This window comes from Streptomyces sp. NPDC048420 (assembly GCF_040651535.1).
GTDB lineage: Bacteria > Actinomycetota > Actinomycetes > Streptomycetales > Streptomycetaceae > Streptomyces.
Map to the genome: position 1 here is coordinate 1 of NZ_JBEZKG010000039.1, position 24,492 is coordinate 24,492.

Annotated in this window: 21 protein-coding genes, 1 pseudogene and 1 riboswitch; of the genes and pseudogenes, 14 read left to right on the forward strand and 8 right to left on the reverse strand. The window is 70.8% G+C overall.

From position 1 onward, the window contains the following. Window positions 1-91: 91 nt before the first annotated feature. On the reverse strand, window positions 92-1,102 hold the full coding sequence (locus AB0D34_RS42625) for a polyprenyl synthetase family protein (protein ID WP_362672414.1): 1,011 nt from the start codon (window positions 1,100-1,102) through the stop codon (window positions 92-94). A 208-nt stretch (window positions 1,103-1,310) separates the two neighbouring features. Here AB0D34_RS42625 and AB0D34_RS42630 point away from each other — a divergent pair, with 208 nt between their 5' ends. The 3 genes from AB0D34_RS42630 (at window position 1,311) to AB0D34_RS42640 (ending at window position 5,795) form a co-directional block, all read left to right on the forward strand. Then, on the forward strand, window positions 1,311-2,822 hold the full coding sequence (locus tag AB0D34_RS42630) for a peptide MFS transporter (protein WP_362672416.1): 1,512 nt from the start codon (window positions 1,311-1,313) through the stop codon (window positions 2,820-2,822). 15 nt (window positions 2,823-2,837) lie between these two features. Next, a complete protein-coding gene (locus tag AB0D34_RS42635; RefSeq protein ID WP_362672528.1) occupies window positions 2,838-4,868 on the forward strand; it encodes a CocE/NonD family hydrolase in 2,031 nt (676 codons plus the stop codon). 266 nt (window positions 4,869-5,134) lie between these two features. Beyond that, a riboswitch (cyclic di-AMP (ydaO/yuaA leader) is annotated at window positions 5,135-5,307 on the forward strand. A gap of 5 nt (window positions 5,308-5,312) precedes the next feature. After that, a complete protein-coding gene (locus AB0D34_RS42640) occupies window positions 5,313-5,795 on the forward strand; it encodes a transglycosylase SLT domain-containing protein (protein ID WP_362672419.1) in 483 nt (160 codons plus the stop codon). Window positions 5,796-5,798: 3 nt separating this feature from the next. Here the strand turns inward: AB0D34_RS42640 and AB0D34_RS42645 are convergent, their stop codons facing one another. From AB0D34_RS42645 to AB0D34_RS42665, 5 genes are all read right to left on the reverse strand, one after another. After that, on the reverse strand, window positions 5,799-6,611 hold the full coding sequence (locus AB0D34_RS42645; RefSeq protein ID WP_362672422.1) for an HAD family hydrolase: 813 nt from the start codon (window positions 6,609-6,611) through the stop codon (window positions 5,799-5,801). A 490-nt stretch (window positions 6,612-7,101) separates the two neighbouring features. Next, a complete protein-coding gene (locus AB0D34_RS42650) occupies window positions 7,102-8,130 on the reverse strand; it encodes a LacI family DNA-binding transcriptional regulator (protein WP_362672424.1) in 1,029 nt (342 codons plus the stop codon). A 40-nt stretch (window positions 8,131-8,170) separates the two neighbouring features. Beyond that, window positions 8,171-9,040 (reverse strand): carbohydrate ABC transporter permease, encoded by an 870-nt coding sequence (locus AB0D34_RS42655; RefSeq protein ID WP_362672427.1) that lies wholly within the window; start codon window positions 9,038-9,040, stop codon window positions 8,171-8,173. After that, window positions 9,037-10,032: a sugar ABC transporter permease gene (locus AB0D34_RS42660; protein ID WP_362672429.1), complete on the reverse strand. Its 996-nt coding sequence runs from the start codon at window positions 10,030-10,032 to the stop codon at window positions 9,037-9,039. The genes AB0D34_RS42655 and AB0D34_RS42660 overlap by 4 nt, the downstream gene beginning before the upstream one ends. Then, the gene (locus tag AB0D34_RS42665; RefSeq protein WP_362672431.1) at window positions 10,029-11,366 is read right to left on the reverse strand and encodes a sugar ABC transporter substrate-binding protein; all 1,338 of its coding nucleotides are present in this window, start codon (window positions 11,364-11,366) and stop codon (window positions 10,029-10,031) included. The genes AB0D34_RS42660 and AB0D34_RS42665 overlap by 4 nt, the downstream gene beginning before the upstream one ends. 432 nt (window positions 11,367-11,798) lie before the next feature. On the opposite strand from AB0D34_RS42665, the pseudogene AB0D34_RS42670 reads away from it, so the two are divergent. Together AB0D34_RS42670 and AB0D34_RS42675 are read left to right on the forward strand one after the other, a co-directional pair. Next, window positions 11,799-12,893, forward strand: a pseudogene (locus AB0D34_RS42670) (arabinogalactan endo-1,4-beta-galactosidase). Window positions 12,894-13,018: 125 nt separating this feature from the next. Beyond that, entirely contained in the window at window positions 13,019-13,423 is a 405-nt protein-coding gene (locus tag AB0D34_RS42675; RefSeq protein ID WP_362672434.1) for a hypothetical protein, read from the forward strand. A gap of 375 nt (window positions 13,424-13,798) precedes the next feature. Here the strand turns inward: AB0D34_RS42675 and AB0D34_RS42680 are convergent, their stop codons facing one another. After that, on the reverse strand, window positions 13,799-14,998 hold the full coding sequence (locus AB0D34_RS42680; protein ID WP_362672436.1) for an FAD-dependent oxidoreductase: 1,200 nt from the start codon (window positions 14,996-14,998) through the stop codon (window positions 13,799-13,801). Between the two features lie 50 nt (window positions 14,999-15,048). Next, on the reverse strand, window positions 15,049-16,287 hold the full coding sequence (locus AB0D34_RS42685) for an ATP-grasp domain-containing protein (protein WP_362672438.1): 1,239 nt from the start codon (window positions 16,285-16,287) through the stop codon (window positions 15,049-15,051). A gap of 247 nt (window positions 16,288-16,534) precedes the next feature. On the opposite strand from AB0D34_RS42685, the gene fahA reads away from it, so the two are divergent. From fahA to AB0D34_RS42730, 9 genes are all read left to right on the forward strand, one after another. Next, window positions 16,535-17,767 carry a fumarylacetoacetase gene (fahA, locus tag AB0D34_RS42690; protein WP_362672440.1) on the forward strand — a complete coding sequence of 411 codons (1,233 nt, stop codon included), beginning with the start codon at window positions 16,535-16,537 and terminating at the stop codon, window positions 17,765-17,767. Between the two features lie 114 nt (window positions 17,768-17,881). Next, entirely contained in the window at window positions 17,882-18,640 is a 759-nt protein-coding gene (locus AB0D34_RS42695) for a hypothetical protein (RefSeq protein WP_362672442.1), read from the forward strand. After that, a complete protein-coding gene (locus tag AB0D34_RS42700) occupies window positions 18,637-19,017 on the forward strand; it encodes a GntR family transcriptional regulator (protein WP_362672444.1) in 381 nt (126 codons plus the stop codon). Before AB0D34_RS42695 ends, AB0D34_RS42700 begins: the two co-directional genes overlap by 4 nt. A 195-nt stretch (window positions 19,018-19,212) precedes the next feature. Further along, window positions 19,213-20,154 (forward strand): M56 family metallopeptidase, encoded by a 942-nt coding sequence (locus AB0D34_RS42705; protein WP_362672447.1) that lies wholly within the window; start codon window positions 19,213-19,215, stop codon window positions 20,152-20,154. A gap of 288 nt (window positions 20,155-20,442) precedes the next feature. Then, window positions 20,443-21,228: a GntR family transcriptional regulator gene (locus AB0D34_RS42710; protein ID WP_362672448.1), complete on the forward strand. Its 786-nt coding sequence runs from the start codon at window positions 20,443-20,445 to the stop codon at window positions 21,226-21,228. A gap of 42 nt (window positions 21,229-21,270) precedes the next feature. Next, window positions 21,271-21,498 (forward strand): ferredoxin family protein, encoded by a 228-nt coding sequence (locus AB0D34_RS42715; RefSeq protein ID WP_018568287.1) that lies wholly within the window; start codon window positions 21,271-21,273, stop codon window positions 21,496-21,498. 17 nt (window positions 21,499-21,515) lie between these two features. Further along, window positions 21,516-22,853 (forward strand): ABC transporter substrate-binding protein, encoded by a 1,338-nt coding sequence (locus AB0D34_RS42720; protein WP_362672450.1) that lies wholly within the window; start codon window positions 21,516-21,518, stop codon window positions 22,851-22,853. Continuing rightward, window positions 22,850-23,713 carry an ABC transporter permease gene (locus AB0D34_RS42725; RefSeq protein ID WP_362672452.1) on the forward strand — a complete coding sequence of 288 codons (864 nt, stop codon included), beginning with the start codon at window positions 22,850-22,852 and terminating at the stop codon, window positions 23,711-23,713. The genes AB0D34_RS42720 and AB0D34_RS42725 overlap by 4 nt, the downstream gene beginning before the upstream one ends. Continuing rightward, entirely contained in the window at window positions 23,697-24,485 is a 789-nt protein-coding gene (locus tag AB0D34_RS42730; RefSeq protein WP_362672454.1) for an ABC transporter ATP-binding protein, read from the forward strand. Before AB0D34_RS42725 ends, AB0D34_RS42730 begins: the two co-directional genes overlap by 17 nt. Window positions 24,486-24,492: the final 7 nt, after the last annotated feature.

A 24,492-nucleotide genomic window follows, 5' to 3' on the forward strand; every position in this document is an offset into this window, starting at 1 on the left:
GGGAGTCGACGCGGAGCGTCGGCGAGTGACGACAACGCGGCAGATGCGCGTGCCAGACCCCGCGCCGCCGGCATGATCCGCCGGACAGGCCCTAGCCCGCACGGTGGACCACCGCGTCGCACAGCTCCATCAGAGCCGCCTTCGCGTCGCACTCCCGCAGCGGGGCCAGTGCCGCGCGCGCGTCCTGCGCGTACTGCACCGTGTCCTTGCGGGCCTGCTCAAGCGCGGGGTGCGTCCGCAGCGCGGCCAGCGCCTGCGCGTGCCGGGTGTCGTCCGTGAGGTCGGAGTCGAGCAGCTCGCACAGGGCGACGTCCTCAGCGAGACCCAGCCGCGCGGCCCGCTCCCGCAGCCGCAGCACCGGCATCGTGGGGATGCCCTCGCGCAGGTCTGTGCCCGGGGTCTTGCCGGACTCGTGGGAGTCGGAGGCGATGTCCAGGACGTCGTCGGCGAGCTGGAAGGCGACGCCGAGGCGCTCGCCGTACTGGGTCAGGACGTCCACGACCGTCTCGTCGGCGCCCGACATCATCGCCCCGAAGCGGCACGAGACCGCGACCAGCGAGCCCGTCTTGCCGCCGAGCACGTCGAGGTAGTGCTCGACCGGGTCCCGGCCGTCCTGCGGCCCGGCCGTCTCCAGGATCTGGCCGGTGACCAGGCGTTCGAACGCCTCCGCCTGCACCCGGACCGCCTCGGGGCCGAGGTCGGCCAGGATGTGCGAGGCGCGCGCGAACAGGAAGTCACCCGTCAGCACGGCCACCGAGTTGCCCCAGCGGGTGTTGGCGCTGTCGACGCCGCGGCGGACCTCGGCCTCGTCCATGACGTCGTCGTGGTACAGCGTCGCGAGGTGGGTCAGCTCCACCACCACGGCCGACGGCACGACCCCCGGCGCGTAGGGGTCACCGAACTGGGCGGCGAGCATCACGAGCAACGGCCGGAACCGCTTTCCGCCCGCCCGCACCAGATGCTGGGCGGCCTCCGTGATGAAGGGGACCTCGCTCTTGGTGGCTTCGAGCAGTCCCTCCTCGACAGCCGTCATTCCGGCCTGGACATCGGCTTCCAGAGCCTGGTCCCGCACGCTCAGCCCGAACGGCCCGACGACGGTCACGAGGGGTCTCCTGTCTGCTGGTGTCTACTGGCGGTTACGCGGAATGTCGATAGGTCGCTGCCATCACTCAAGTCAGCGTATCCGGTCACCTTTGGATCACCGATAGCGCCCGCCCCGTCCATGCCAGGCGGTATCGGATCACGGCCGGTATGTTTTTGATCACCTGAAAAGAACGGATATCTATCGACTTGTAGGGAAGTAGCCGCCCGTGTCCCGAACCGAAGTCGAGATCGAGCCCGAAGAGCCCGGCGGCAAGCCTCCCACCCAGGACGACACCGCGTTCTTCGGCCAGCCCAAGGGCCTGCTGACCCTCTCCGGTCTGGAGGTCTGGGAGCGCTTCTCGTTCCTCGGCATGCAGGCCATCCTCGTCCTGTACTTCGCCGACACGGTGCCGAGCGGCGGCATGGGCATGTCGGCCGGTACCGCCGCGTCCGTCTCCGCGGCCTACGGCACCCTCGTCTACCTGGTCTCGGTCGTCGGCGGCTGGCTCGCCGACCGCATCCTCGGCTCGTACCGCGCGGTGCTGTGGGGCGGCGTCCTGATCGCCTGCGGCCACTACGCGATGGCCGTCCCGACCGGGACCATGACCTGGGTGGGCCTCGGCCTCATCAGCGCCGGTACCGGGCTTCTGAAGCCCAACGTGGCCACCATGGTCGGCAAGCTCTACGCCACCGACGACGACCGCCGGGACGCCGGTTTCGCGCTGTACTACATGGCGATCAACATCGGCGCCTTCGCGGGCCCGCTGATCACCGGCTGGCTCGGCGACCACAGGGGCTGGCACTGGGGCTTCTCGGCGGCGGCGATCGGCATGACGTTCGGACTGGTCCAGTACGTCCTGGGCCGCCGGCACCTGGCGGGGCGCAGGAACAAGGCGGAGTTCGCGCTCGCGCCCCAGGTAATGCACAGGGCTGTTCGCCTGATCATCGCGACGATCGTCGTCCTGGCCGTCCTCGCGACCGCCCTCGCTCTCGCCGGTTGGCTCACCATGGACCGCTTCGTCGACCTGCTCACCCTGATCTCGGTGATCGCCCCGGTCGGCTACTTCGCGGTGATGTTCGGCAGCCCCCGGGTCACCGCCGAGGAACGCGGACGCCTGAAGCCGTACATCGCCCTCTTCCTGGCCTCGACGGTCTTCAACTTCATCCTGTTCCAGGCCTACTCGACGATGATGCTGCTGGCCTCCACGAACGCCGAGACGACCCTCCTCGGCTTCGACTTCCCGGCGAGCTGGTACGCCTCCGCGCTGGGCGCCTTCGAGGTGGGGCTCGCGCCGGTGGTCGCCGCCCTGTGGGTGCGCATGGGCCACAGCCAGCCGCACGCCTCCAACAAGATCGCCATCGGGGTGGTACTCGGCGGCCTGTCGTTCCTGCTGATGGCTCTGCCGACCAGCGGGCACGGCAGCGGCGACTACCTGATGTCCGCCTGGTGGATCGTCGGCTCCTACCTGCTCCTCGGCCTCGGCGACATCCTCCTGGAGACCTCCGGCATGTCGGCCACCACCAAGCTCGCCCCGGTGGCCTTCGCCAGCCAGACCATGTCCCTCTGGTTCCTGTCGCTCGCCCTCGCCAACGGCATCCAGGCCCAGACGGTGAAGCTCTACGACGACGTCTCCCACCCGGCCTACTTCGGCGTCAACGGCGCGATCGCGGTGGCCGCGGGCCTCGCCGTGATCGCCGCCACGCCCTGGCTGCGCCGCACCATGCACCCCGTCCACTGAGGTCACCCGATGAGCATCCACATCCGTACGTCCTTCCCCTACGACACGGCCCACGAGGACGTGCGCATCCCGCTCCGGGACGGGACGCTCGTGTACGCACGCGTGTGGCGACCCCTCACCCCCCAACCGGTACCCGCGATCCTCGAATACCTGCCGTACCGCCTCACCGACTGGACCGCGCCACGCGACTGGCAGCGCCACCCCTGGTACGCCGGCCACGGCTACGCCTCCGTCCGCGTGGACGTGCGCGGGCACGGCAACAGCGAGGGCATGCCGGGCGACGAGTACTCGCCGACCGAGCTGGCCGACGGCGTCGAAGTGGTCAACTGGCTTGCCGCACAGCCCTGGTGCGACGGTCGGGTCGGCATGTTCGGCATCTCCTGGGGCGGCTTCAACTCCCTCCAGATCGCGGCCCTCGCTCCCGAGCCGCTCAAGGCGGTCGTCACCGTCTGCTCCACCGACGACCGCTATGACAACGACGTGCACTACATGGGAGGTTCCGTCCTCGCGGTGGACATGCACGCGTGGGCGGCGACGATGCTCGCCTTCGTCTCCAGGCCGCCGGATCCGCTCCATGTGGGCGACGCCTGGCGGGAGATGTGGCTCAAGCGCCTGGAGCAGGTCGACCCGTTCATCCACACCTGGCTCGCCCACCAGACCCGCGACGACTACTGGCGCCACGGCAGCGTCTGCGAGGACTACGGCGCGATCGACGCGGCCGTCCTCGCGGTGGGCGGCTGGCACGACCCGTACCGCGACACGGTCCTCAGACTCGTCGAGCACCTGCCGCAGGACCGCGTACGAGGGATCGTCGGCCCCTGGTCCCACCAGTACCCGGACCGGGGCCTGCCGCCCGGCCCGGCGATCGGCTTCCTCCAGGAGACCCTGCGCTGGTGGGACCAGCACCTCAAGGGCGTCGACACCGGCGTCATGCGGGAACCGCTCCTGCGCTCCTACGTCAGCGACTCCCACCCCCCGGCCACGGTCTACGACACTCTGCCGGGCCGCTGGGTCGGCGAGCCGGCCTGGCCCTCCCCGAACGTGACGACGGTGTCGTACGGCCTTCAGGGCGCCCCCGTCCTGGTCCGTTCCCCGCAGCACACGGGCGTGGACGCGGGCCGGTTCTTCCCGTTCGGGAACGACGCCGACCTGCCGCCGGACCAGCGGGAGGAGGACGCCCGTTCGGCCTGCTTCGAGTTCGCGGTGGGCGAGGAGACGTGGGTCCTCGGGCGGCCGCGGGTGCGGCTGAGGGTGACCTCGGAGGTGTCGCGCGGGCAGGTCGTCGCGCGGCTGTGCGACGTGGCCCCTGACGGGTCGTCGACCCTGGTCACGCGCGGGGTGCTGAACCTCTCCGCGCGCCATGGCCGGGACCGGGCGGTGCCCTGGGAGCCGGGGGCCACCCAGGAGGTGTCCTTCGAGCTGAACGGCATCGGGCACGCCTTCCCGCCCGGCCACCGCATCCGGCTCGCCGTGTCCTCGGCGTACTGGCCCTGGATCTGGCCGCAGCCGGAGTCGCAGGCCGGGTTCACGCTGGAGCCCGCGGGGAGCTTCCTCGAACTGCCGGTACGCGTGCGTGGAGCCGCCTCGGACATCGACGCGGACATCGATGCGGACATCGCCTCGGAGATCGCCTTCGAGGAGCCGGAGCAGGCCGCGCCGCTGGGGGTCAGTTATCCTGTGACGCTCGACGAGCCCCGGCCCGAGCGCCTGGTCGTGCGGGACGTCGCCAAGGGCCAGTGGCGTCTTGAGGTCGACCCGCGATACGGCGGCACGCGCGTGTACCCCGACGGGCTCGAGTTCACCGAGGACGCGCTGGAGACGTACACGATCCACGAGCAGGACCCCCTGTCGGCGCGCGCCCGCTCGGACTGGTCGATCCGGCTGCACCGCCCGGAACTCGCCTGGGACACCACCGTCCGCACCCGCTCGGAGATCAGCTGCGACGGAACGGACTTCCTCACCTCGAACGAGGTCGTCTGCACCGACGGCGGCGAGGTGGTGTTCCACCGGACGTGGGAGAAGCGGATCCCACGGACGGCCGGTTGACTATGAGTTGGGCATCTTGCCCGTTTTGCACGTCTTGCGAACAGGCGTGACTTGGCTCACTCGGATCGGCGGTTCGACGGATATCCGGAATCAAACGATCCGCCTTCTCTTCGCGCGAGTTGAGGCTTGCGTCCGCAAAGGATCAAGCGCCTCAAATGCCCCGTACCAAGGTCAATAGGCACGGCATGTGAATTCGCCACTTGTTCCGGACATGTGCTCTCGCATACGTTCCCGGCCTGTCGGGCGGACGCCGAATCCTGCCACCGCCCGTACACCCACCGAGAACCACGGCAGGAGCGGGGGAACCAGGTAGGTCGCCGGACCGGACGTCTTCGGACATACCGGTACGGCTTGGGGTGAAGTCGCGCCTTTCGCAGGTGTGGCCGGGCAGCTCCCGCCCGAACCCGACAGCTCACCTCGCAGGCGACGGAGAGGAACTTCGCCATGCCCGCTGCCGCTCAGCACCGCGCTCCCCGCACGAACCGTCTCGTCCGCAAGCTCGCCCTCGCCGGCACCGGAATCGCCGTACTCGCGCTGCCCCTCGTCGGCGCGACCACCGCGTCCGCGGCCACCCCGACCGTGCAGACCGCCACCACGCTCGGCTACGCCAACAACCTCGACGGCTGGATCCGGGCCTCCCTGGCCGTCATGGCGGAGCACGGGATTCCCGGTTCCTACAACGGCATCTACCGCAACATCATCCGCGAGTCCTCCGGCAACCCCTGGGCCATCAACCTCTGGGACTCCAACGCGGCCGCCGGCACGCCCTCCAAGGGTCTGCTCCAGGTGATCGACCCGACGTTCAACGCGTACCACGTGGCCAACACCTCGTGGGACCCGTACGACCCGGTCGCGAACATCACGGCGGCCTGCAACTACGCGGCCCAGCGGTACGGGTCGATCGACAACGTGTGGGGCGCGTACTAGGAACTACGCCTCGGGGAACAGTCTTTCGAGGACGACGGCGATGCCGTCGTCCTCGTTCGACGAGGTCACCTCGTCGGCCACGGCCTTGAGTTCGGGGTGGGCGTTGGCCATCGCGACGCCGTGGGCCGCCCAGTCGAACATGGGGATGTCGTTGGGCATGTCCCCGAAGGCGATCGTCATCTCGGGCCCCAGGCCCAGGTGTTCGGCGGCCAGCGCGAGACCGGTGGCCTTGGTGATGCCGCATGGCTGGAGTTCGACGGTCCCGGGCCCGGACATGGTGACCGTGGCCAGTGAGCCCACCACCGAGCGCGCGGTCACCGCCAACTCGTCGTCGGACAGGTAGGGATGGCGCAGCAGCACCTTGCTGATCGGCGCGCACCACAGGTCGTCGCGGCGGCCCACCCGCACGGCGGGCAGGGTCGGATGGGGCATCAGATATCCCGGCTCGATGAGCGTGAGCCCGTCGACACCGTCCTGGTCGACGGCGGCGTACACCTGTCCGACCTCGGCCTCGATCTTGCCGAGCGCGGTCTCGGCCAGCTCGCGGTCCAGGGTGACCGACCACAGCAGACGGTCCGCGCCGGCGTCGTACACCTGCGCGCCCTGTCCGCACACCGCGAGCCCCGTGCTGCCGAGGTCGTCGAGCAGCGGCCGCACTCTGGGTGCCGGCCGTCCCGTCACGACGAGATGCCGGGCTCCGGCCGCCGCCACCCGCGCGAGCGCGGCCAACGACCGGTCGGAGAGGGTGTCGTCGGCACGCAGCAGCGTGCCGTCCAGGTCGGTGGCGATCAGTGAATATGCGGTGGAGGCGGCCATGATCAGAGAATACGGATGGTTGGCCCCTCCGACTCGACGCGAACCGGACGGCTGCTGCTTTCACATCCGTTGACGGCAGTTCCGGTTCCGGGTGTGCGGCGGCACGGCACGACCACGGCCGACGAACCGCACGGGGCACGGCCCGAACACCCCTGCGGGCCACGGGCCTTGCGTGAGGACACCAACACGATCCATCGTCCGGCGCGGTCCGGGCTGGGGGCTCCCGGGTGCTTCCGGCGGAGCGGATGCGCCGCAAACCGCGCGAGCGCGGCCGAAGACCCCAGCGGACGCGGGCCCTGCCCCCGCACCAGGGCGCCGACACAAGCCATCATCCCGCGCGATCCGGGCCGCGGGCTCCCGATGCTTCCGCCGGAGCAGATACGCCGCCGACCCCAGCGGATCACGGGCCCTGGCCCGCACCAGGGCGTCGGCGCGCCTCCAGCGTCCGGCGGTGGGGGCCGTGGGTTCCTCCGTGGATCCCGTGGAGCGGTTACGCCGAGTCCCGGATCACCAGTTCCGTCGGGAGGATCACCCCGGCCGTGTCCTCGCCGGTGACCTGGGCGAGGAGCATGCGGACCATCTCGGCGCTGATGCGGTCGAAGGGCTGGCGCATGGTGGTGAGGGCGGGGGTGATGGCGGTGGCCGCCGGGGAGTCGTCGAAACCGCCGACAGCGATGTCACCCGGGACCGAACGCCCGGACTGCTGAAGGACGTTGACGACACCGAGGGCCATGAGGTCGGAGGCGACGAACACGGCGTCCATGTCGGGGGCCTGGGACAGCAGCCGCCGCGCCGCCCGTTCGCCACCACTGCGCCGGAAGTCGCCCTCGACCACGAGCGCGGGGTCGTACGGCAGGCCCGCGTCGGCGAGCACGTCCCGGTAGCCGGCGAGCCGGTCGGGGCCGCCCGGCATGTCCAGCGGCCCGGTGACCATGCCGACGCGGCGCCGGCCACCGGCGAGCAGATGGCGGACCATCTCCTGCGCGCCCTCGCGGTCGGCGGCCGCCACGTAACTCACCTTGGAGCCGAGCCCGATCGGCTTGCCGCAGACCACCAACGGGATCCCGGCGTCGTGGAGTTCGGCCGCGACCGGGTCACCGCTGTGGTTGGAGAGCAGCAGCACCCCGTCGACGTGACCCGAAGTGATGTACCGCGTCAGCCGGCGCCGGTCGTCGTCGCTCTCGGCCAGCATCAGCAGCAGCGGGATGTCGTGCTGCGCGAGCCGCTCGGTGCAACCCCGCAACAGGACGTTGAAGTTGGGGTCCTCGAAGAACTTCTCCTGCGGTTCCGTCAGCAGGAACGCCACCGAGTCCGACCGGCCCGTGCTCAGGCTGCGCGCATGCCGGTTGACCACGTACCCGGTCTTCTTGATGGCGGCCTCCACGGCCCGCCGCGCGGCGGGCGAGACGTAGTGGCCGCCGTTCAGGAACCGGGAGACGGTGCCCCGCGAGACACCCGCCTCCCGGGCCACGTCGTGGATGGTGGGAGGCCTGCGGCGGCCGTTCGCGCTGGTGGTCATGTTCCTCGTCAGCTAGAGACGTCAGCAAGAGAAGGGTCGTTCAGGCCTTGACCGAGCCGCTCAGCAGGTCCAGGGACCAGAACCGCTGGATCACCAGGAAGAGCGCGATCAGCGGAAGGATCGCGAGCAGACATCCGGTGATGACCAGGGTGTAGAGGGCCGGCTGCGAAGCACCCTGGGCGAGCAGCGTGTAGAGGCCGAGGGTGATCGGGAACTTCTCGTCGTCGGCGAGCATTACGTAGGGCAGAAGGAAGTTGTTCCAGATCCCCACGAACTGGAAGAGGAACACCGTGATCAGGCCCGGCATCATCATCGGTACGGCGATCCGCGAGAAGATCCTCCACTCGCTCGCGCCGTCCATACGGGCCGCCTCCATGAGCTCGGCGGGCACCGACGCGGCCGCGTAGATGCGGACCAGGTAGACGCCGTACGGCGACAGGATCGACGGCAGCAGCATCGACCAGTACGAGTCGGCCATGCCCAGCTCCGACAGCAGCAGGTACTGCGGTACGGCGAGCACGATGGACGGCACCAGCACGCCGGCCAGGATCATCTTGAAGATGGCCTCACGGCCCCGGAAGGCGAACCGGCCGAGGGCGTAGCCGCCGGCGGCGGAGACCGCGGCCGAGAGAAGGGCGCCGAAACCGGCGTAGAAGGCCGAGTTGGCCATCCACTTCCAGAAGATGCCGTCGCGGTAGGCGGTCAGGTCGCTCAGGTTCTGGAAGAAGCCGCTGCCGGGGGCGAGGGTGAAGGTGGAGAAGAGCTCCGAGCGGTCCTTGGTCGCCGCGATGATCACCCAGGCGATGGGGATCAGGCAGTACAGCGCGCCGAGGATGAGCACGATCGTGGGCACCCAGGCGGTGCGACGGCCGCCACGGGAGGTGTCGGCGCTGAGGGTGAGGGGGGTCATGCCCGGTCCTCCCGGGTGTAGCGGTCGGAGATGCGCAGCAGGGTGAAGGAGAGGACGAACGTGGCCAGGGCCAGGACGACCGCGGTGGCGGAGGCGCCGTAGATGTCGGACTGCAGGAAGGCCTTGTCGTAGATGGCCATCAGGGGGCTCCACGAGCTGGGCAGGCCGTTGGTGAGCGGCTTGAGTGCCATCGGCTCGGTGAAGACCTGGAGGGTGGCGATCACCGAGAAGAAGAAGGTGAGCACCAGGGAGGGCATCACGATCGGGATCTTGATCCGCAGGGCGATCTTCAGGTCGCTCGCGCCGTCGATCCTGGCCGCCTCGTAGATGTCCGGCGGGATGGCCCGCAGAGCGGTGTAGATGACGATCATGTTGAAGCCGGTGCCGCCCCAGACCGCGATGTTCGCGAAGGAGAGGTAGAGGTTGCCGCCGTCGAACAGGTCGGGCTGCGGGAGGCCGAACCTGTCGAGCAGGTAGTAGAAGGGGCTGACGTCCGGCAGGTAGAGGAAGCCCCACATGAGGGCGGCGATGATGCCGGGCACCGCGTACGGCAGGAAGATCATCAGCCGCGCGAAGGGCGCACTGCGGGCCTTCGGGGTGTCCAGCATCAGCGCGAACAGCAGCGCGAGGCCCAGCATGGTCGGGATGACGATGAGGCCGTAGCCGAAGGCGCGCAGCACGCTGTGGCCGAACTCCGAGTCCTTGAGGACGTCGGTGTAGTTCCCGATGCCGTTCCAGACCTGCTCGCGGGCGCCCTTGCCGAGTCCGATGCCCTTGACCTGGACCTTGTGCAGGCTCAGCCAGATCGCGTACCCGATGGGCACCACGGTGAAGGCGGCGAAGAGGGTGAGGGTGGGCACCAGGAACCAGTACGGTGCGCTGCGGCCACGGCGGCGGGGGCGGCTGGGGCGGACGGACTGGGCGGTGCCGGTGCCGTCCGCCAAGGGGCCGGCCTCGGTGAGGTCGGCGCCCTTGAGCGGAGCGCTGGTCATGCCTCGGTCACCTCGAAGCCCTGCTTCTTCATGTCGGCGAAGGTCTTCGACTGCACGGTGGCGAGGGCGGAGTCGAACTGGGCCTCCTTCTTCGCCTTGGTGGCCTTGCCGAAGGCGTCCTGGAAGGTGGTGTAGGCCGTGTTGACGTTGGGGCCCCAGGCCGCGGCGGCGGTGGTGGCGGCGATCTCGCCGGCGGTCGTGTAGAAGTCCGCCTGGTTGGAGAAGAACTCCGGCGTGGTCAGGACGTCCCCGGACTGGCCCTTCGTGGCGGCCGGGTAGATCGCGACCTCCTTGACCAGGGCGGCCAGCGCCTCCGGGTCGGTGTTCAGCCAGGTGGCGAACTTGGCGGCGGCCTCCGCGTGCTTGGAGTCGGTGGAGACACCGGTGGAGGAACCGCCCCAGCTGCCGGTGGCGTTCTCGCCGGACTTCCACTGCGGCAGCGGGGCCATGCGCCACTTGCCCTTGGTGTCGGGGGCGGAGGAGACCAGTACGCCGGGCGCCCACACGGCGGAGACCCAGGCGAGGTGGGTGCCCTTGTTGAGGGCGTTGTTCCAGGCCGGGGTGTACATCGGCTGGTTGTCGATGACGCCCTCCTGCACGAGCCCGCCCCAGAACTCGGCGACCTGCTTGGTGGCTGCGTCGTCGATGCCGACGGTCCACTTGCCACCGGAGTCGACGGTCCACCACTTGCCGCCGGCCTGCTGGGCGAGGCCCGCGAAGAGACCGGGGTCGTTGGAGGAGAACGTGGTCAGGTAGGCGTCCGGGACGGCCTTCTTGGCGGCGCGGGCGGTCTCGGCGAACTCCGTCCAGGTCTTCGGGACGGTGAGGCCGTGCTTCTTGAAGAGGTCCTCGCGGTAGTAGAACATCAGCGGCCCGGCGTCCTGCGGGATCGCGTAGAGCGCGTCCGTGCCGAGGGTGACCATGCCCCAAAGGCCCTCGGCGAACTGGGACTTGGTGTCGGCGGCGTACTTGGTGATGTCGGCCAGGACGTCGTTGGAGACGAGGGTCGGCAGCGACTGGTACTCGACCTGGATGAGGTCGGGGGCGTTGCCGGCCTTCTTCGCGGTGATCAGCTTGGAGACGATCTCGCCGCCGCTGGCCTGCTTGGACACGGTCACCGTGATGTCCGGGTTCTTCTTGTTCCAGATCGCGGCGACCTTCTCCATGTTCGGCGCCCACGACCAGTAGGTCAGCTTGACCGGCCCGCTGTCGCTGTCGCCGGAGTCGTCGTCGGAACCGCCGCAGGCGGCGAGGGTGCTCGTGAGGCCGAGGGCTGCGGCCCCGGCAAGGATGCTGCGCCTGCTGATCTGGCGGCGGTTGATCGACATCTTCATCTCCCCTGACTTGGAACCAGCCGGTCTCGAGACGTCGCGCGTTCGCGGCAACCGCCGTGGGGGGAGGTTCTGCGGACATGTCCGAGAGGCTGTGCGCGAGGGCCGCGCGGCTCTGTGATCGTGCACAGTAGAGAATTGTTTCGGCCCCTTGTCAATGGCGGGGCCGTGGGGTTATCTACTTGTTGCCCGCCGATGACAGGGGTGAGGGGAGCTGTGCACGATCACAGAAGATGAGGGTTTTCTGGGTCGTTCGGCGTTACGTCGGCTCCCCTCACCCCGTTCCCCGGCCCTCCCGCCGGCCCTCCCCCGGCCGCCGAAGTCACCGCGGTGCCGCCATCCCCGTGACCGTCCGCGAAAGGACCCTTGGACATGCGCAGACGCAGTGTTCTCACCGCTGCCGGAGCCGCCGGAGCCGCCGCGCTGGCCGCTCCGATGCTGGGGGCGGCGCCCGCCGTCGCCGCACCGGCCACTGCTTCGGCGGGCGGCCGGAACCGTCTGGAGATCCGGGGCGTCGACATCTCCTCGCTGCCGAAGAACGAGGACCACGGGGCGGTGTACCGCACGGCCGACGGCCACCGTCAGGACCCGGTCCGTCTCATGGCGCAGGCCGGAGTCACCCACGCCCGGCTGAAGGTGTGGGTGAACCCCGTCGACGGCTACAACAACAAGGCGCGCATCCTGCCGCTGGCCCGCCGCCTCAAGCGGGCCGGGGTCGGCATCTGGATCGACTTCCACTACTCCGACAGCTGGGCCGACCCGGCGCACCAGACCAAGCCGGCCGCGTGGGCGGACCTCGACGTGGCGGGCCTCGCCAGGGCGGTCCACGACCACACCGCGGATGTGCTGGGCGGCTTGAAGAGGCAGGGCACCCCGGCTCAACTCGTGTAGATCGGCAACGAGTTGAACGGCGGCCTGCTGTGGCCCGAGGGCAACTGGGAGCACTTCGACAACATGACCGCCTTCCTCAAGGCGGGCCTGAGCGCGGCCAGGGACACCACCCCGCGCGTCCGGACGATCCTGCACCTGGCGAACGGCGGCGACAACGGGCTGTACCGCTGGTGGTTCGACAACATGGTGTCGTACGGCGTCGACTTCGACATCATCGGGCTCTCGTACTACCCGTTCTGGCACGGCCCGATCGCGAACGCGGCCGCCAACATGGCCGACATCACGGCGCGTTACGGCAAGCCGTGCGTGATCGCCGAGACGGCGTACCCGTTCACGCTGGAGAGCGAGGACGACGTCAACGACATCATGAACGACCCCGCGCAGCTGACCGAGGGCTTCCCGGCGACGCCCGCGGGCCAGGCCGCCTGGCTGCGGGCGGTGGCCGACCTCGCGGCCGGGGTCCCGGACGGGCAGGGGCTGGGCTACTGCTACTGGGAAGGCCCGTGGACCTACCGCGCGGGCAGCGGCTGGGACCCGACGGACCCGTCCTCGGGCAACGCGTGGGAGAACCTCGCGCTGTTCGATTTCCAGGACAGGGCGCTGCCGGGGCTGCGGACGCTGGGGCGTTACCGGTCATAGCGCACCGGGTGCGGGGTGTAGCCCGGTACACCCCGCATACGGCAGGCAGCTCCCTCGTGGCCGCGGGCCGGTGACGGAATCGTGGACGGCATCGAACCCCGCCCCGAGAAAGGTCGGCCCCAGCCATGCGCCGTCGCCGCAGCCTCACCGTCGTCACCGCCCTGACCGCCGTCGCCCTCACCGCCGTCCTCGCCACCGGCTGCGACCCCGACGACGTGGACAACTCCCTGGACTGCGTGTCGAACGCCGACACGATCGCGGACAGTGTCAAGGCCATCCACGAGGCCGGCTGGGACGCGGTGAAGGACCCGTCGAAGACCGAGGAGTCGATCGCCACGATCGACAAGAACGTCGACGAGATCAACAAGGTCCGGGACGACTCGGGCGACAGCGAGGTCGACCAGGCCGTCAAGGACCTCGACAAGGCGATCGACGACTACAACAAGTCCATCCTCAACGGCGACACGAACCCGGACGCCGGCAGGATCGACGCGGCGGCCGCCAAGTTGAAGGACGTCTGCACGTCCTGACGCCGGGGGCTGTCCGGCGCATCGTGTCGGTCTGGCGGACGCCGGCACGCGCCGCCTCGAAGGGTGGGCCCCCAGCCACGTCGTCGTCACTCTCCGGCCGGCCCACGGCCGGACGACCTCCGTGCGCGACAGATGCCGTCGCGATGAGGGCTCGACCCCGCTGGCGCGGCAGGATGCCCCACCCGCCCTGCCCGGCCGACCGGCCGCGAAGTGCCGTACCTCGCAGTCGGCCCACCGCACGAGCCCTGCCCGTGAGCGACAGATGCCGTCGCGATGAGGGCTCGACCCCGCTCGCACGGCAGGATGCCCCACCCGCCCTGCCCGGCCGACCGGCCGCGAAGTGCCGTACCTCGCAGCCGGCCCACCGCACGAGCCCTACCCGTGAGCCGCCGCCAGATGCTGTGCCAGCCTCGGTGAGGCGAACTCCGTGCCGCACACGAAGCGCATCACCGGGCCGTAGGAGGCCGCCGCCGGCAGGCCGGTGAAGTACAGGCCCGGTACGGAGGAGACGTATCCGGCGCCGAGCCTGGGTGTGCCCCGGCTGACCGTGAGGGCGGTGCGCAGTTCGTGGCCGAGGAAGTCCATCGCGGCGAGGTCGACGCGGTAGCCGGTGGCCGCGATGACGTGGTCGGCGGAGAGGCGGGCCGTGTCGCCGGTGTGGGTGCGGACGTTCAGGGCCGGGTGGCCGTCGGTGGTGTCGGCGCCCTGGATGCGGTCCACCTCGGTGACCCGGACCTTCCCCTCGAAGCGGTCGCGCAGCCACCACGCGCCGAGGGGGCCGAGGACCCGGCGGACCAGGTAGTGGCGGGTGGTGGCCGGGAGCAGGCGGTAGGGGTGCGGGTAGTAGGTCAGCGCCCACAGCGACCAGGCCCGGCCGAAGGGCGACTCGGGGCGCAGCCTCGGCTGCTTCCAGGGCGGCGCTCCGAAGGCCACGCTGCCGCGCCCGCGGGCGACCACCCGGACCTGCGCGCCCGCCTCCGCGGCCAGCGCGGCCGTCTCCAGGGCGGACTGGCCCGCGCCTACGACGATCAGCTCCTTGCCGCCGTAGCGGGTGAGGTCGTGGTGCTGGGAGCTGTGCGAGACCGGGCCGGTCGGGGCGGGTCCGTCGGGTGCGGCGGCGGCCAGTTCCGGGGGCAGGTGGGACAGCCCGGACAGGCCGCTGGCCACGACGACCGCCCGCGCGGTGAACGTCTCCCCGGAGTCGAGCTTCAGGGTGAAGCCGTGTTCGCCGCGATCCACGGAGACGACCCGCACCTGCTCCAGCTCGGGCACCAGCCTCTGCTGGAACCACTGGCCGTAGGCGATGAAGGTCTCGACGGGGACGATGTCCTCGTCCGTCACCAGCCGGGGTATCCCGGCCGCGTCGCAGTAGTCGACGAGGGTGTGCCCGCGCTGTGGCGCGTCGAGGTTGGAGGCGGCGGGGGTCGACTTGAGGAGCATGCCCGCGGGCATGTGGTCGCGCCAGCTGACCATGGGGTCGCCGAAGACGCGCACGGGTATGCCGCGCTCCCGCAGATGGGCCGCGGTGGACAGGCCGAAGGGCCCGGCACCGATGACTGCTACCGGATGGATCACGAAGTCCCTCCCCAGGACGTCACGTCGTCACTTCGTGGTGGTGCCGCTGTTCAGTTGGCCGCGCTGCCGCGGCGGCTGGTACGCCACAACTGGTAGAGATGCTTCGCGCCGGGCCGCACGAAGCGCCCGAGCATCGTGAGGAACGGCAGCGGGTCGTCACCCGCGAGCCAGGCCAGCTCGGTCCCGCTGGGCCGCGCCGGCGCGTGCGGCGTCGTATAGCCGCTGCGGCGGTAGGCGAGCAGGGCGGGCAGGTCGATGTTCTCCACGACATAGCGGTGGCCGGCCCGCTGTTCCCCCTCCGGAACAGCACGCCCTGTGAGATCCAGGTGCATGGCGCGGACGACGTCCACCCCCGACTCGCTCTCGAAGAGCCGGAACTGGGCGCCCATGCGTGGGTTGAAGTCGAGCAGTTTGTACTGACCGTCGCGCCGGTCGAAGCGCAGGTCGAGGTCGATGACGCCGGTGTAGCCGATCTGTTTGATGAAACGCGCGGCGAGGTCCGCGAGTTCCGGGTTGTCGACGACGTACGCGTTCGCCGTCATGCCCGCGTGCGGCGGCCAGGAGCGCACCTTGACGCCGGTGAACAGGGCCAGCGGGGTGGAGTTGGCGTCGAAGTAGGCGTGCACGATCCAGTCCTCGGCCTCCTCCCGCGGCAGGTACTCCTGGAGGATCACCCCGGGCCGCTCGCCCCAGTCACGGGCGAGGGCGAGCAGCCCTTCACGGGTGGCGATGCGGGTGGTGCCGTTCACCGCGGGCCGCCGGCGCCGTACGAACGCCTCGCGGTTCTTGGCCACCACCGGGAAGCGGGCCTTCTCGGCGAAGGCCACGACATCGTCGTACGACTGCGGGAAGGCGGCCTCCGGGCTCGCGATCCCGTGTTCCACGCACAGTTCGTGCAGGCCCTGTTTGCTGGCCAGGCGCCGGGGCAGGGCGGGCTCCACGCGCGGGAAGAGGAAGCGGCCGAAGAGGTCCCTCTGGTGCTCGGCGATCAGGATCGCGGCCTCCTCGTCGGTCGGTACGAGGACGGCGGGGCGGCCGATGCGGCGCCCGATCCGGATGAGTCCCTCGACGAGCCGGCCCGGGTCCTCGGTGCCGGTCGTCGGCCAGACGAAGGCGCGGGTGAGGTACCGGGAGGCGGCCGCGGGTGTGCAACGGTCCTCCGTGATGGCGTACATGGGCACGCCGAGGCGGCCCAGACTGCGGATCGCTCCCACTCCGCCGTGGTGCAGCGGGTAGTCGCCGAACTTGACGATCAAGGCCGGTACATCCGTGTCGGCCTCGAACGGCACACTGCTCGCACTCCTGGCCACGGTCCCCCCACGCGTCCCCCAACGGACGCGACCCCACCCATCCCGTCCGTGCTCGCAAAGGACGCTAAGCCGGAATGGAAGCCTCCGACTATCCCGTACCAGGACATTACGAACTCTTTAGTCGCATTGCTAACTCTTTAGACACTCCCACGACCGGCGGCTCGGACGTAACGTGTGCCGCGACCACCTGCACCGCACGGCATGCGCGAGAGTGAGGCAGCACCCCATGCCCCCCTTCGAGGTCCCCTTCGACGTGCCTGAGGGCCACCCCTTCGGTCCGCACAACCTTCCGTACGGAGTCTTCTCCCCAGCGGGCTCGCCCGAGCGGACCGTCGGCGTCCGGCTCGGCGACCACGTCCTCGACGCGGGCGCGGCGGCGACCGCCCTCGGCTCCCCGTACGTCTCCCTGCTCGCCCAGCCGTCATTGGGGCCCTTGCTGGCCGCCGGCCGCACGGCCTGGTCGGACGTCCGGCGCGCGCTGACGGCGTGGGTGACGGTCCCGGCCCACCGCGAGGCGATCGCGGGCCTCTTCCACCCGCTGCCCTCGGTCGACCTCCATCTCCCCTTCGAGGTCGCGGACTACGTCGACTTCTACGCCTCCGAGAACCACGCGCGGAACGTCGGCCAGATCTTCCGGCCCGACGCCGCCGACTCCCTGACCCCCAACTGGAAGCACCTGCCGATCGGTTACCACGGCCGCTCGGGCACGGTGGTGGTGTCGGGGACGGAGGTCGTACGGCCGTCGGGGCAGCGTCGGCCCGCTCCGGACGCGGCGCCTGTCTTCGGGCCGTCGGTGCGGCTCGACATCGAGGCGGAGGTCGGCTTCGTGGTCGGCGTGCCCTCGGACATGGGCCGGCCGGTCGGGCTCGGTGACTTCCGGGAGCACGTCTTCGGGCTGTGCCTGCTCAACGACTGGTCGGCGCGGGACATCCAGGCCTGGGAGTACGTCCCCCTCGGCCCGTTCCTCGGGAAGTCCTTCGCCACGTCGGTGGCGGCGTGGATCACCCCGCTGGAGGCCGTTGAGGAGGCCCGGGTGGCGCCGCCCTCCCGGACCCACGAGCTGCTGCCGTATCTGGACGACACGTCCGCCGAGGTGGAGCCGGGCGGTTACGACCTGCGGATCTCCGTCGCGATCAACGGCCACGTGGTCTCCGAGCCGCCCTTCTCCACCATGTACTGGACGGCGGCCCAGCAGCTGGCCCACATGACGGTCAACGGGGCCTCGCTGAGGACCGGTGACCTGTACGGCTCGGGGACGGTGAGCGGGCCCGCCGCGGACGAGCGGGGGTCGCTGCTCGAACTGACCTGGAACGGCCGGGACGCGCTCGAACTCCCCGACGGGAAGCGGACGTTCCTGGAGGACGGGGACGTGGTGACGCTGTCGGCGTGGGCTCCGGGGCCGGACGGGGCCCGGGTGGGGCTGGGGGAGGTCACCGGGCGGGTTGTATCAAGGAGTTGACACAAGCCCCCGTGGTGACGCATCTTGTACTCACCACTTGATACAAGCGTGTCTGGGGTACGTCCCGGTGTTCCGCGGCGCACCCCGGCACCGCTCCACGGGGGTCCGTCTCACATGCTCGAACTCGATTCCACCGCCCGCTCCTCGGCCCGTCGGCCCGTCGACCGGTACGCCCGCTGGACCGGCCTCGCCGTCGGCGCCCTGGCCGCCCGCTGGCTCTCGCCGCTGATCGGCGGCGACGGCATCCTCTACGCCATCCCGGTGTTCGGCCTGTGCGCGGTGGCCGGAGTGCTGGCCGGTGACGCGCTCACCGCCCCGGCCCGGGGTGCCGTCCGCACCGCCGGCCTCACTCCTCGCCGGGTCCGCGCCCATGTGCCGCCCCGGACGACCTGGCTGCTGCTCGGGCTCGCCGCTACCCTGGTCGTCCTCCTGACGGCCGCAGCCGTGACCGCCTCGCCCGACGACCTGGGGCGGGCCGGACGTGCGCTCACCCTGACCTGCCGGGGCGCGACCGAGACGTCCTCCCCCTGGCCCGGCCTCTACTACGGCCTGCCCATGCTCGCCTCCCTCGCCGTCTCCACCGGCGCCTGCGGCTGGGCCCTGCGGCGGATCGCGACCCGGCCCGGCGACGAGCAGTCCCGCCGCGACCGCACACTCGCGATCGTCGCCGCGTGGGGTCTGGTGGTGTCGTCGTCCCTGCTCGGCACGGCCTCCACCATGTCGGGCACCCTGATGAACCTCTCCTGCGACGGGACGACCGGGACCGTCGCGAACGCGGTGCTGTGGCCGTCGGCCCTGGTCTCGCTGGTCGCGGTGGCGTGGTGCCTGTTCACCATCGTCTCGCCCCGGGCCACCTGGGGGAAGCGACGGTGAGCGGGGAGGCCGTACGCGTCGACACGGACAGCCCTGTCCCGCCGTACGAACAGATCCGCGCACAGCTCGCCGCGCTGATCACCACGGGCAGGCTGCCGGAGGGCGAACGCCTGCCGACGGTACGGCAGCTCGCGGCCGACCTCGGGCTCGCGGCGGGGACGGTGGCGCGGGCCTACCGGGAACTGGAGGCCGCGTCTTTGATCCACACCCGGCGAGGCGCGGGCACCCGCGTCGCACCGCTGCCGGCGGAGCTCCGACAGGGACCCGACCCGGCCGAACTGGCGCGTCTGGCCCGGCGATTCGTGGCGCAGGCGCGGGCGGCGGGGGCGGCCGACACGGTCGTGGAGGCGGCGGTGCGGGAGGCGTTGGAGGGGTGAGGGGGCGGTGTGGCCTGGTGGGGCGTCGGGACCTGTTGTGAACGACGTGTCCGTTCTGTCCCCTGACGTCGGCCGTTCGCGCCGTCATACTGGCCACGGACGATGACACGAGACATACGCGCGCCACATGGACGTGTGGGGCGCGGCACGCTCGCCGCCCTTCCTCTCTTCCGACCAGGATCCGGAGCCCGTGGCATGACTTACTGCCTGCTCCTGCTGAGCACCGTCGCCGTGGCGGCCGCCGTGCCGGTGCCGCGCGCGCTCACCCGGGCCGCCTGGCCCGAACGGGAACCGGTGGTCGGCCTGTGGGTGTGGCAGTGCCTGGTCGCCACCGTGCTGTTGTGCTGTCTCACCGCGCTGGTCCTGGGCACGGCGGCGGTCTTCCACACGGTCCGCGACCATGTGTTCGCCCCGGCACCGCCGGCCGTGACCGCGGCGTACGACCTCTCGGCGGCGCCGGTCTGGGCGGTCACGTTGACCTTGCTGCTGGCGGCGGGGGCCGGATGGACCACGGCGATGCTGGCCCGTGAACTGGTCGAGGCCCGTCGCCGCCGCGGCGCTGCCCGGGCGCATCTGCGCGAACGCGCCCCGGATCTGCCGGCCGGGCTCGGGGCGGTGGCGCGCGGTCCGCTGCTCGTCCTGGAGGACGAGTACCCGGACGCGTGGTGGATGCCGGGGAGCCCGCCGCAGCTGATCGTGACGACGGGTGCGCTGCACCGGCTCACCGACCACCAGCTGGACGCGGTCCTCACCCACGAGCGGGGGCATGCGCGGGCCCGCCACGACTGGCTGCTCCATCTGTCCACGGCGCTGGCCACGGGGTTTCCGCGGGTGCCGCTGTTCGCCCACTTCTGCGACCAGACCCACCGGTTGGTGGAACTGGCGGCGGACGACATGGCGTCCCGGCGGTGCGGGCACCTGACGACGGCGTTGGCGTTGATCGAGCTGAACCAGCACCGGGGGGTGCTGTCGTGTGCGTCCAGTCATCGGTTGCTGGGTGAGCGGGTGGACCGGCTGCTGGAGCCTCCGCCGCGGTTGCTTCGCCGACAGCGGGCGCTCACGTCTGCGACGGCTGCGCTGGTGCCGTTGTTGCCGCTGCTGATCGTGTTCGGGCCGGGGTTGTCGGTGCTGGCGTAGGGGGGTCGTGTTTCGGCCGCGCGCCGGTGGGGGCTGATCGCGCAGTTCCCCGCGCCCCTGAAGGGGCGCTCTGGACTGCGGGCAGTCGTGCCGCTGGGGCGGCTCCCGACCCACAGAAGCGGCACCCGGCCAGCGCCGGTGAGCGAGGCCCGCCTCCGGCGCCACCAGGTGGCACATCTCACCCCACAGCAGCAGAAACCGCAGGTCAGACCCAGATCCGTCACACCGTCAGGTGGCGCAACAATCCGGCAACACAGGTTTTCCTACCAGCTCGGTATGGTTCCAGCCATGCCACCCACCGACCGTATCCGGGACCACGCCGGCCAAGGCGCGACCACCGTCGCCGCCAACGCCCGGCGCCGGCTGCGTGCGGACCAGGCGCGGCAGCTCGCCGACCTCCTGCGCCACCAGCTCCTCACCGGCGGCTTCGAGACCGGCACCCTCCCCCACGAGACCACCCTCGCCACCGACTACCGCGCCTCCCGCAACACGGTCCGCCAAGCTCTGGACCTGCTCCGCGCGGAAGGCCTGGTCGAACGCCTCCCCGGAGTCGGCACCGTCGTCGTAGGACAGAAGTACCCCCACGGCCTGGACCGTCTGATGGGCCTCGCGGAAACCCTCCGCGAACACGGCACGGTCACCAACGAGGTCCGCACCATGGGCCCCGCACCCGCCCCGCACCCGGTGGCGCAGCGCCTCCAGATCGCTCCCGGCACCGACGTCCTCTACGTGGAACGCCTGCGCCGCCTCAACGGCCTCCCCCTCTCCCTCGACCTCACCTACATCCCCCTCGACATCGGCACCGCCCTGATCGGCGCCGACCTGGAGAACACCGACGTCTTCCGCCTGCTGGAGACGATCACCGGCCAGCGCCTCGGCCAGGCCGAGATCACCCTGGAGGCGGTGAACGCGGACGCCCACTCCGCCGCCGTACTCGAAGCCCCCCGCGGATCGGCCGTCCTGATGCTGGAACGGCTCACGCACCTCGCCGACGGCCGCCCCGTAGACCTGGAGTTCATCCGCTTCCGCGGTGACCGCATCACCATGAGCGGCCTGCTGCGCCGCTCCCTGTAGACCTGCAGAACCCCCCTTGCTCGCACATTCCTGGAGACAGCCATGCCCTTGGCGCCCCAGCGGGCCGACGTGCCCGTGACCATCGACGAGTCGAAGTGCATCGACGGCTGCACCCTCTGCGTGGACATGTGCCCGCTGGACTCCCTCGCCATCGACACCAGCAGCGGCAAGGCCTACATGCACGTCGACGAGTGCTGGTACTGCGGCCCGTGCGCGGCCCGCTGTCCCACCGGAGCCGTCACGGTCAACATGCCCTATCTGCTCCGGTGAGAGGTCCTCGAACTCCCATGAGAATCAGACCAGTTGTCGTCACCCTTCTGCTGCTGGCACCACTGACGGCCTGCGGCAGCGCCCAGGCCGGTGACAGCTCCACGGTCACCGTCACCGTCGGCTACCAGTCCAAGACCATCAACACGGTCACCGCCGGCACCCTGCTGCGCTCCCTCGGCTACTTCGAGAAGGAGCTCAACTCGCTGCACGACGGAAAGACCTACAAGGTCGACTGGCAGGACTACGCCACCGGCGCCCCCATCACGGCCCAGATGACCGCCGGGAAGATCGACATCGGTTCGATGGGCGACTTCCCGCTCCTCATCAACGCGGCCCGCGGCAAGCAGCTCGGCAAGCCCACCCATCTGGTCTCGGTCACCGGCTACAACCTCCGCGGCGGTCTCAACACCATCGTCACCTCCCCCGACTCGAAACTCGCCTCGCTCAAGGACCTGCGCGGCAAGAAGGTCTCCACCAGCGTCGGCTCCGCCGCCGACGGCACCCTCGTACGTGCCCTGCAGCGCGCCGGCATCGACCCCGACAAGGGCATCGAGAAGCTCAACCAGCAGCCCGCGGTGGGCGCCTCCGCCCTGACGGCGGGCAGCACTGACGCGCTGTCGCAGTTCGTCGCCTGGCCGGGCCTGCTCACCTTCCAGGGCAAGGCGAAGGCGCTGTACGACGGTGCCGAGCTGAACCTCCCCACCTTCCACGGCGTCACCGCCCGCGAGGACTTCGCCAAGCAGCGCCCGGCCGTCCTGGAGGCCTTCCTGAAAGCCCAGGCCGAGGCCACCGACTACCTGAACGGCCACCCCGTCGACGCCGCCGAGAAGGTCGCCGAGGCCACCGGTCTGCCCGCCGAGGTCGTCTACCTCTACAACGGCGCCCACGGCATCGCCACCTTCGACCCGGCGGTCAAGCCCCAGCTGGTCTCCGCCCTGAAGCAGGACGTCTCGGTCCTGAAGGCGGCCAAGCTGACCGGGGACATCGACGTGGACTCCTTCGTCGACGACCAGTACGCCAAGAAGGCCCTCGGGGCGGACTACGCCAAGCGGCCGGCCGCCGCACCCGCCGCCTCGGCGAGCGAGGTCTGGCCCAAGGGCGCCGCCAAGACCCAGAGCTTCAGGACGCCCGCCGAACTCCTCGCGTACGTCTCCACGCACAAGTCCGGTATCCGCGCCGCCTACGTCCCCGACGCCACCACCGGCACCCTCTGGTTCGCCGACAAGGCCGTCTGGGTCGCCGACGGTGACCAGCTCCTGCCCTTCGTCGCCCCGGAGACCGCGCAGGCGTACCTCTCCGCGCACGGCGGCGCCCGAGTCATCACGTACGACGACGCGCTGGAGCGGGCGTCGTGACCCGGTATGCGCTGAGGGCGGCCTCGCTGGCGGTCGCCCTCGGCGTGTGGCAGCTGCTGACCAGCCTGAACATCGACCTGTGGCTGCGCTTCTCGCAGTTCCCCACGGTCGCCGACGTGGCCCGCGCCTTCGCCGACCGGGTCTCCGGCCCCGACTACTGGACGGACCTCACCGACAGCCTCACCCGCATCCTGACCGGGTTCCTGCTCGCCGCGGTGCTCGGCGTGGCGACGGGCGTGCTCGTGGCGCGCTCCCGCCTCGCCGAGGACCTGCTCGGCCCGGTCCTGGAGGTGGTCCGCCCGATCCCCGCGATCGCCCTGGTCCCCGTCGCGATCCTCCTGTTCCCCTCCAACGAGCAGGGCATCGTCTTCATCACCTGTACCGCCGCCTTCTTCCCCGTCCTGGTCTCCACCCGGCACGCGGTCCGCGCGCTGACCCCCGTGTGGGAGGAGGCGGTGCAGACCATGGGCGGCAGCCGCGGGCGGATCCTGGTCTCGGTCGTCCTGCCGGGCGCCCTGCCCGGCATCTTCGGGGGCCTGTCCGTCGGCATCGGCGTCTCGTGGATCTGTGTGATCTCCGCCGAGATGATCTCCGGCCAGTACGGCGTCGGCTACCGCACCTGGCAGGACTACACCGTCGTCAACTACGCGGGCGTCTTCGTCGGCATGGTCACCATCGGCATCCTCGGCTGGCTCACCTCCACGGCCGTGGAGCTGCTGGGCCGCCGTCTGACCCGGTGGCTGCCGAGGACGTCGTACGTGGCCGCGACCCGGCCGAGGACACCGCGCGCCGCAACCGCGCCCCTTCGTGAGGGACCCGAACCCAAGGCCGAGGAGGCACGCGATGAGCACCTCGTCTGACACCGTCGTCGGTACGGCGGCCCCGGCACCGTCCGCCGCTCGCGGCACCCGCCTCACCCTGCGCGACGCCACCCTCGGCCGCCCCGGCGCCCCCGCGGTGACCGGCGTCGACCTGGACATCGCCCCCGGCGAGATCCTCACCGTCGTCGGCTCCTCGGGCTGCGGCAAGTCGACAATGCTGCGCACCCTGGCCGGCCTCCTCCCCCTGCTCTCCGGCGAGGTCTCCCAGGACGGCCGGCCGCTCACCGGCCCCGGTGCCGAACGCGCCCTGGTCTTCCAGGAGGACGCCCTCCTGCCCTGGCGCACCCTGCGCGCCAACGTCGAACTCCCGCTGGCCATCAAGGGGTTGCCGCGCGCCGAACGGCGCACCCAGGCCCAGTCCTGGCTCGACCGGGTCAAACTCGCCGACCGCGCCCTGCAGTTGCCGCACCGCGTCTCCGGCGGGCAGCGCCAACGCGCCCAGCTGGCCCGCGCCCTCGCCGGACACCCTCGCGCCGTCCTCATGGACGAGCCCTTCGGCGCCCTCGACGCGCAGACCCGCGCCGGCATGCAGGACCTGCTGGTGGAGGTGTTGCACGGCACGGGCGCGACCGTCGTCTTCGTCACCCACGACGTGGACGAGGCCCTGTTCCTCGGCGACCGCGTGGCCCTCCTCGGCGGCGGCCGCCTGACCGCCGTACGCGACATTCCGCGCCCGCGCGACCGTGCGGCGCACGACGACCCCGCGCGCGTGGCGCTACGGCGCGACGTCCTCTCCTCGCTCGGAACCTGAAAGGCCC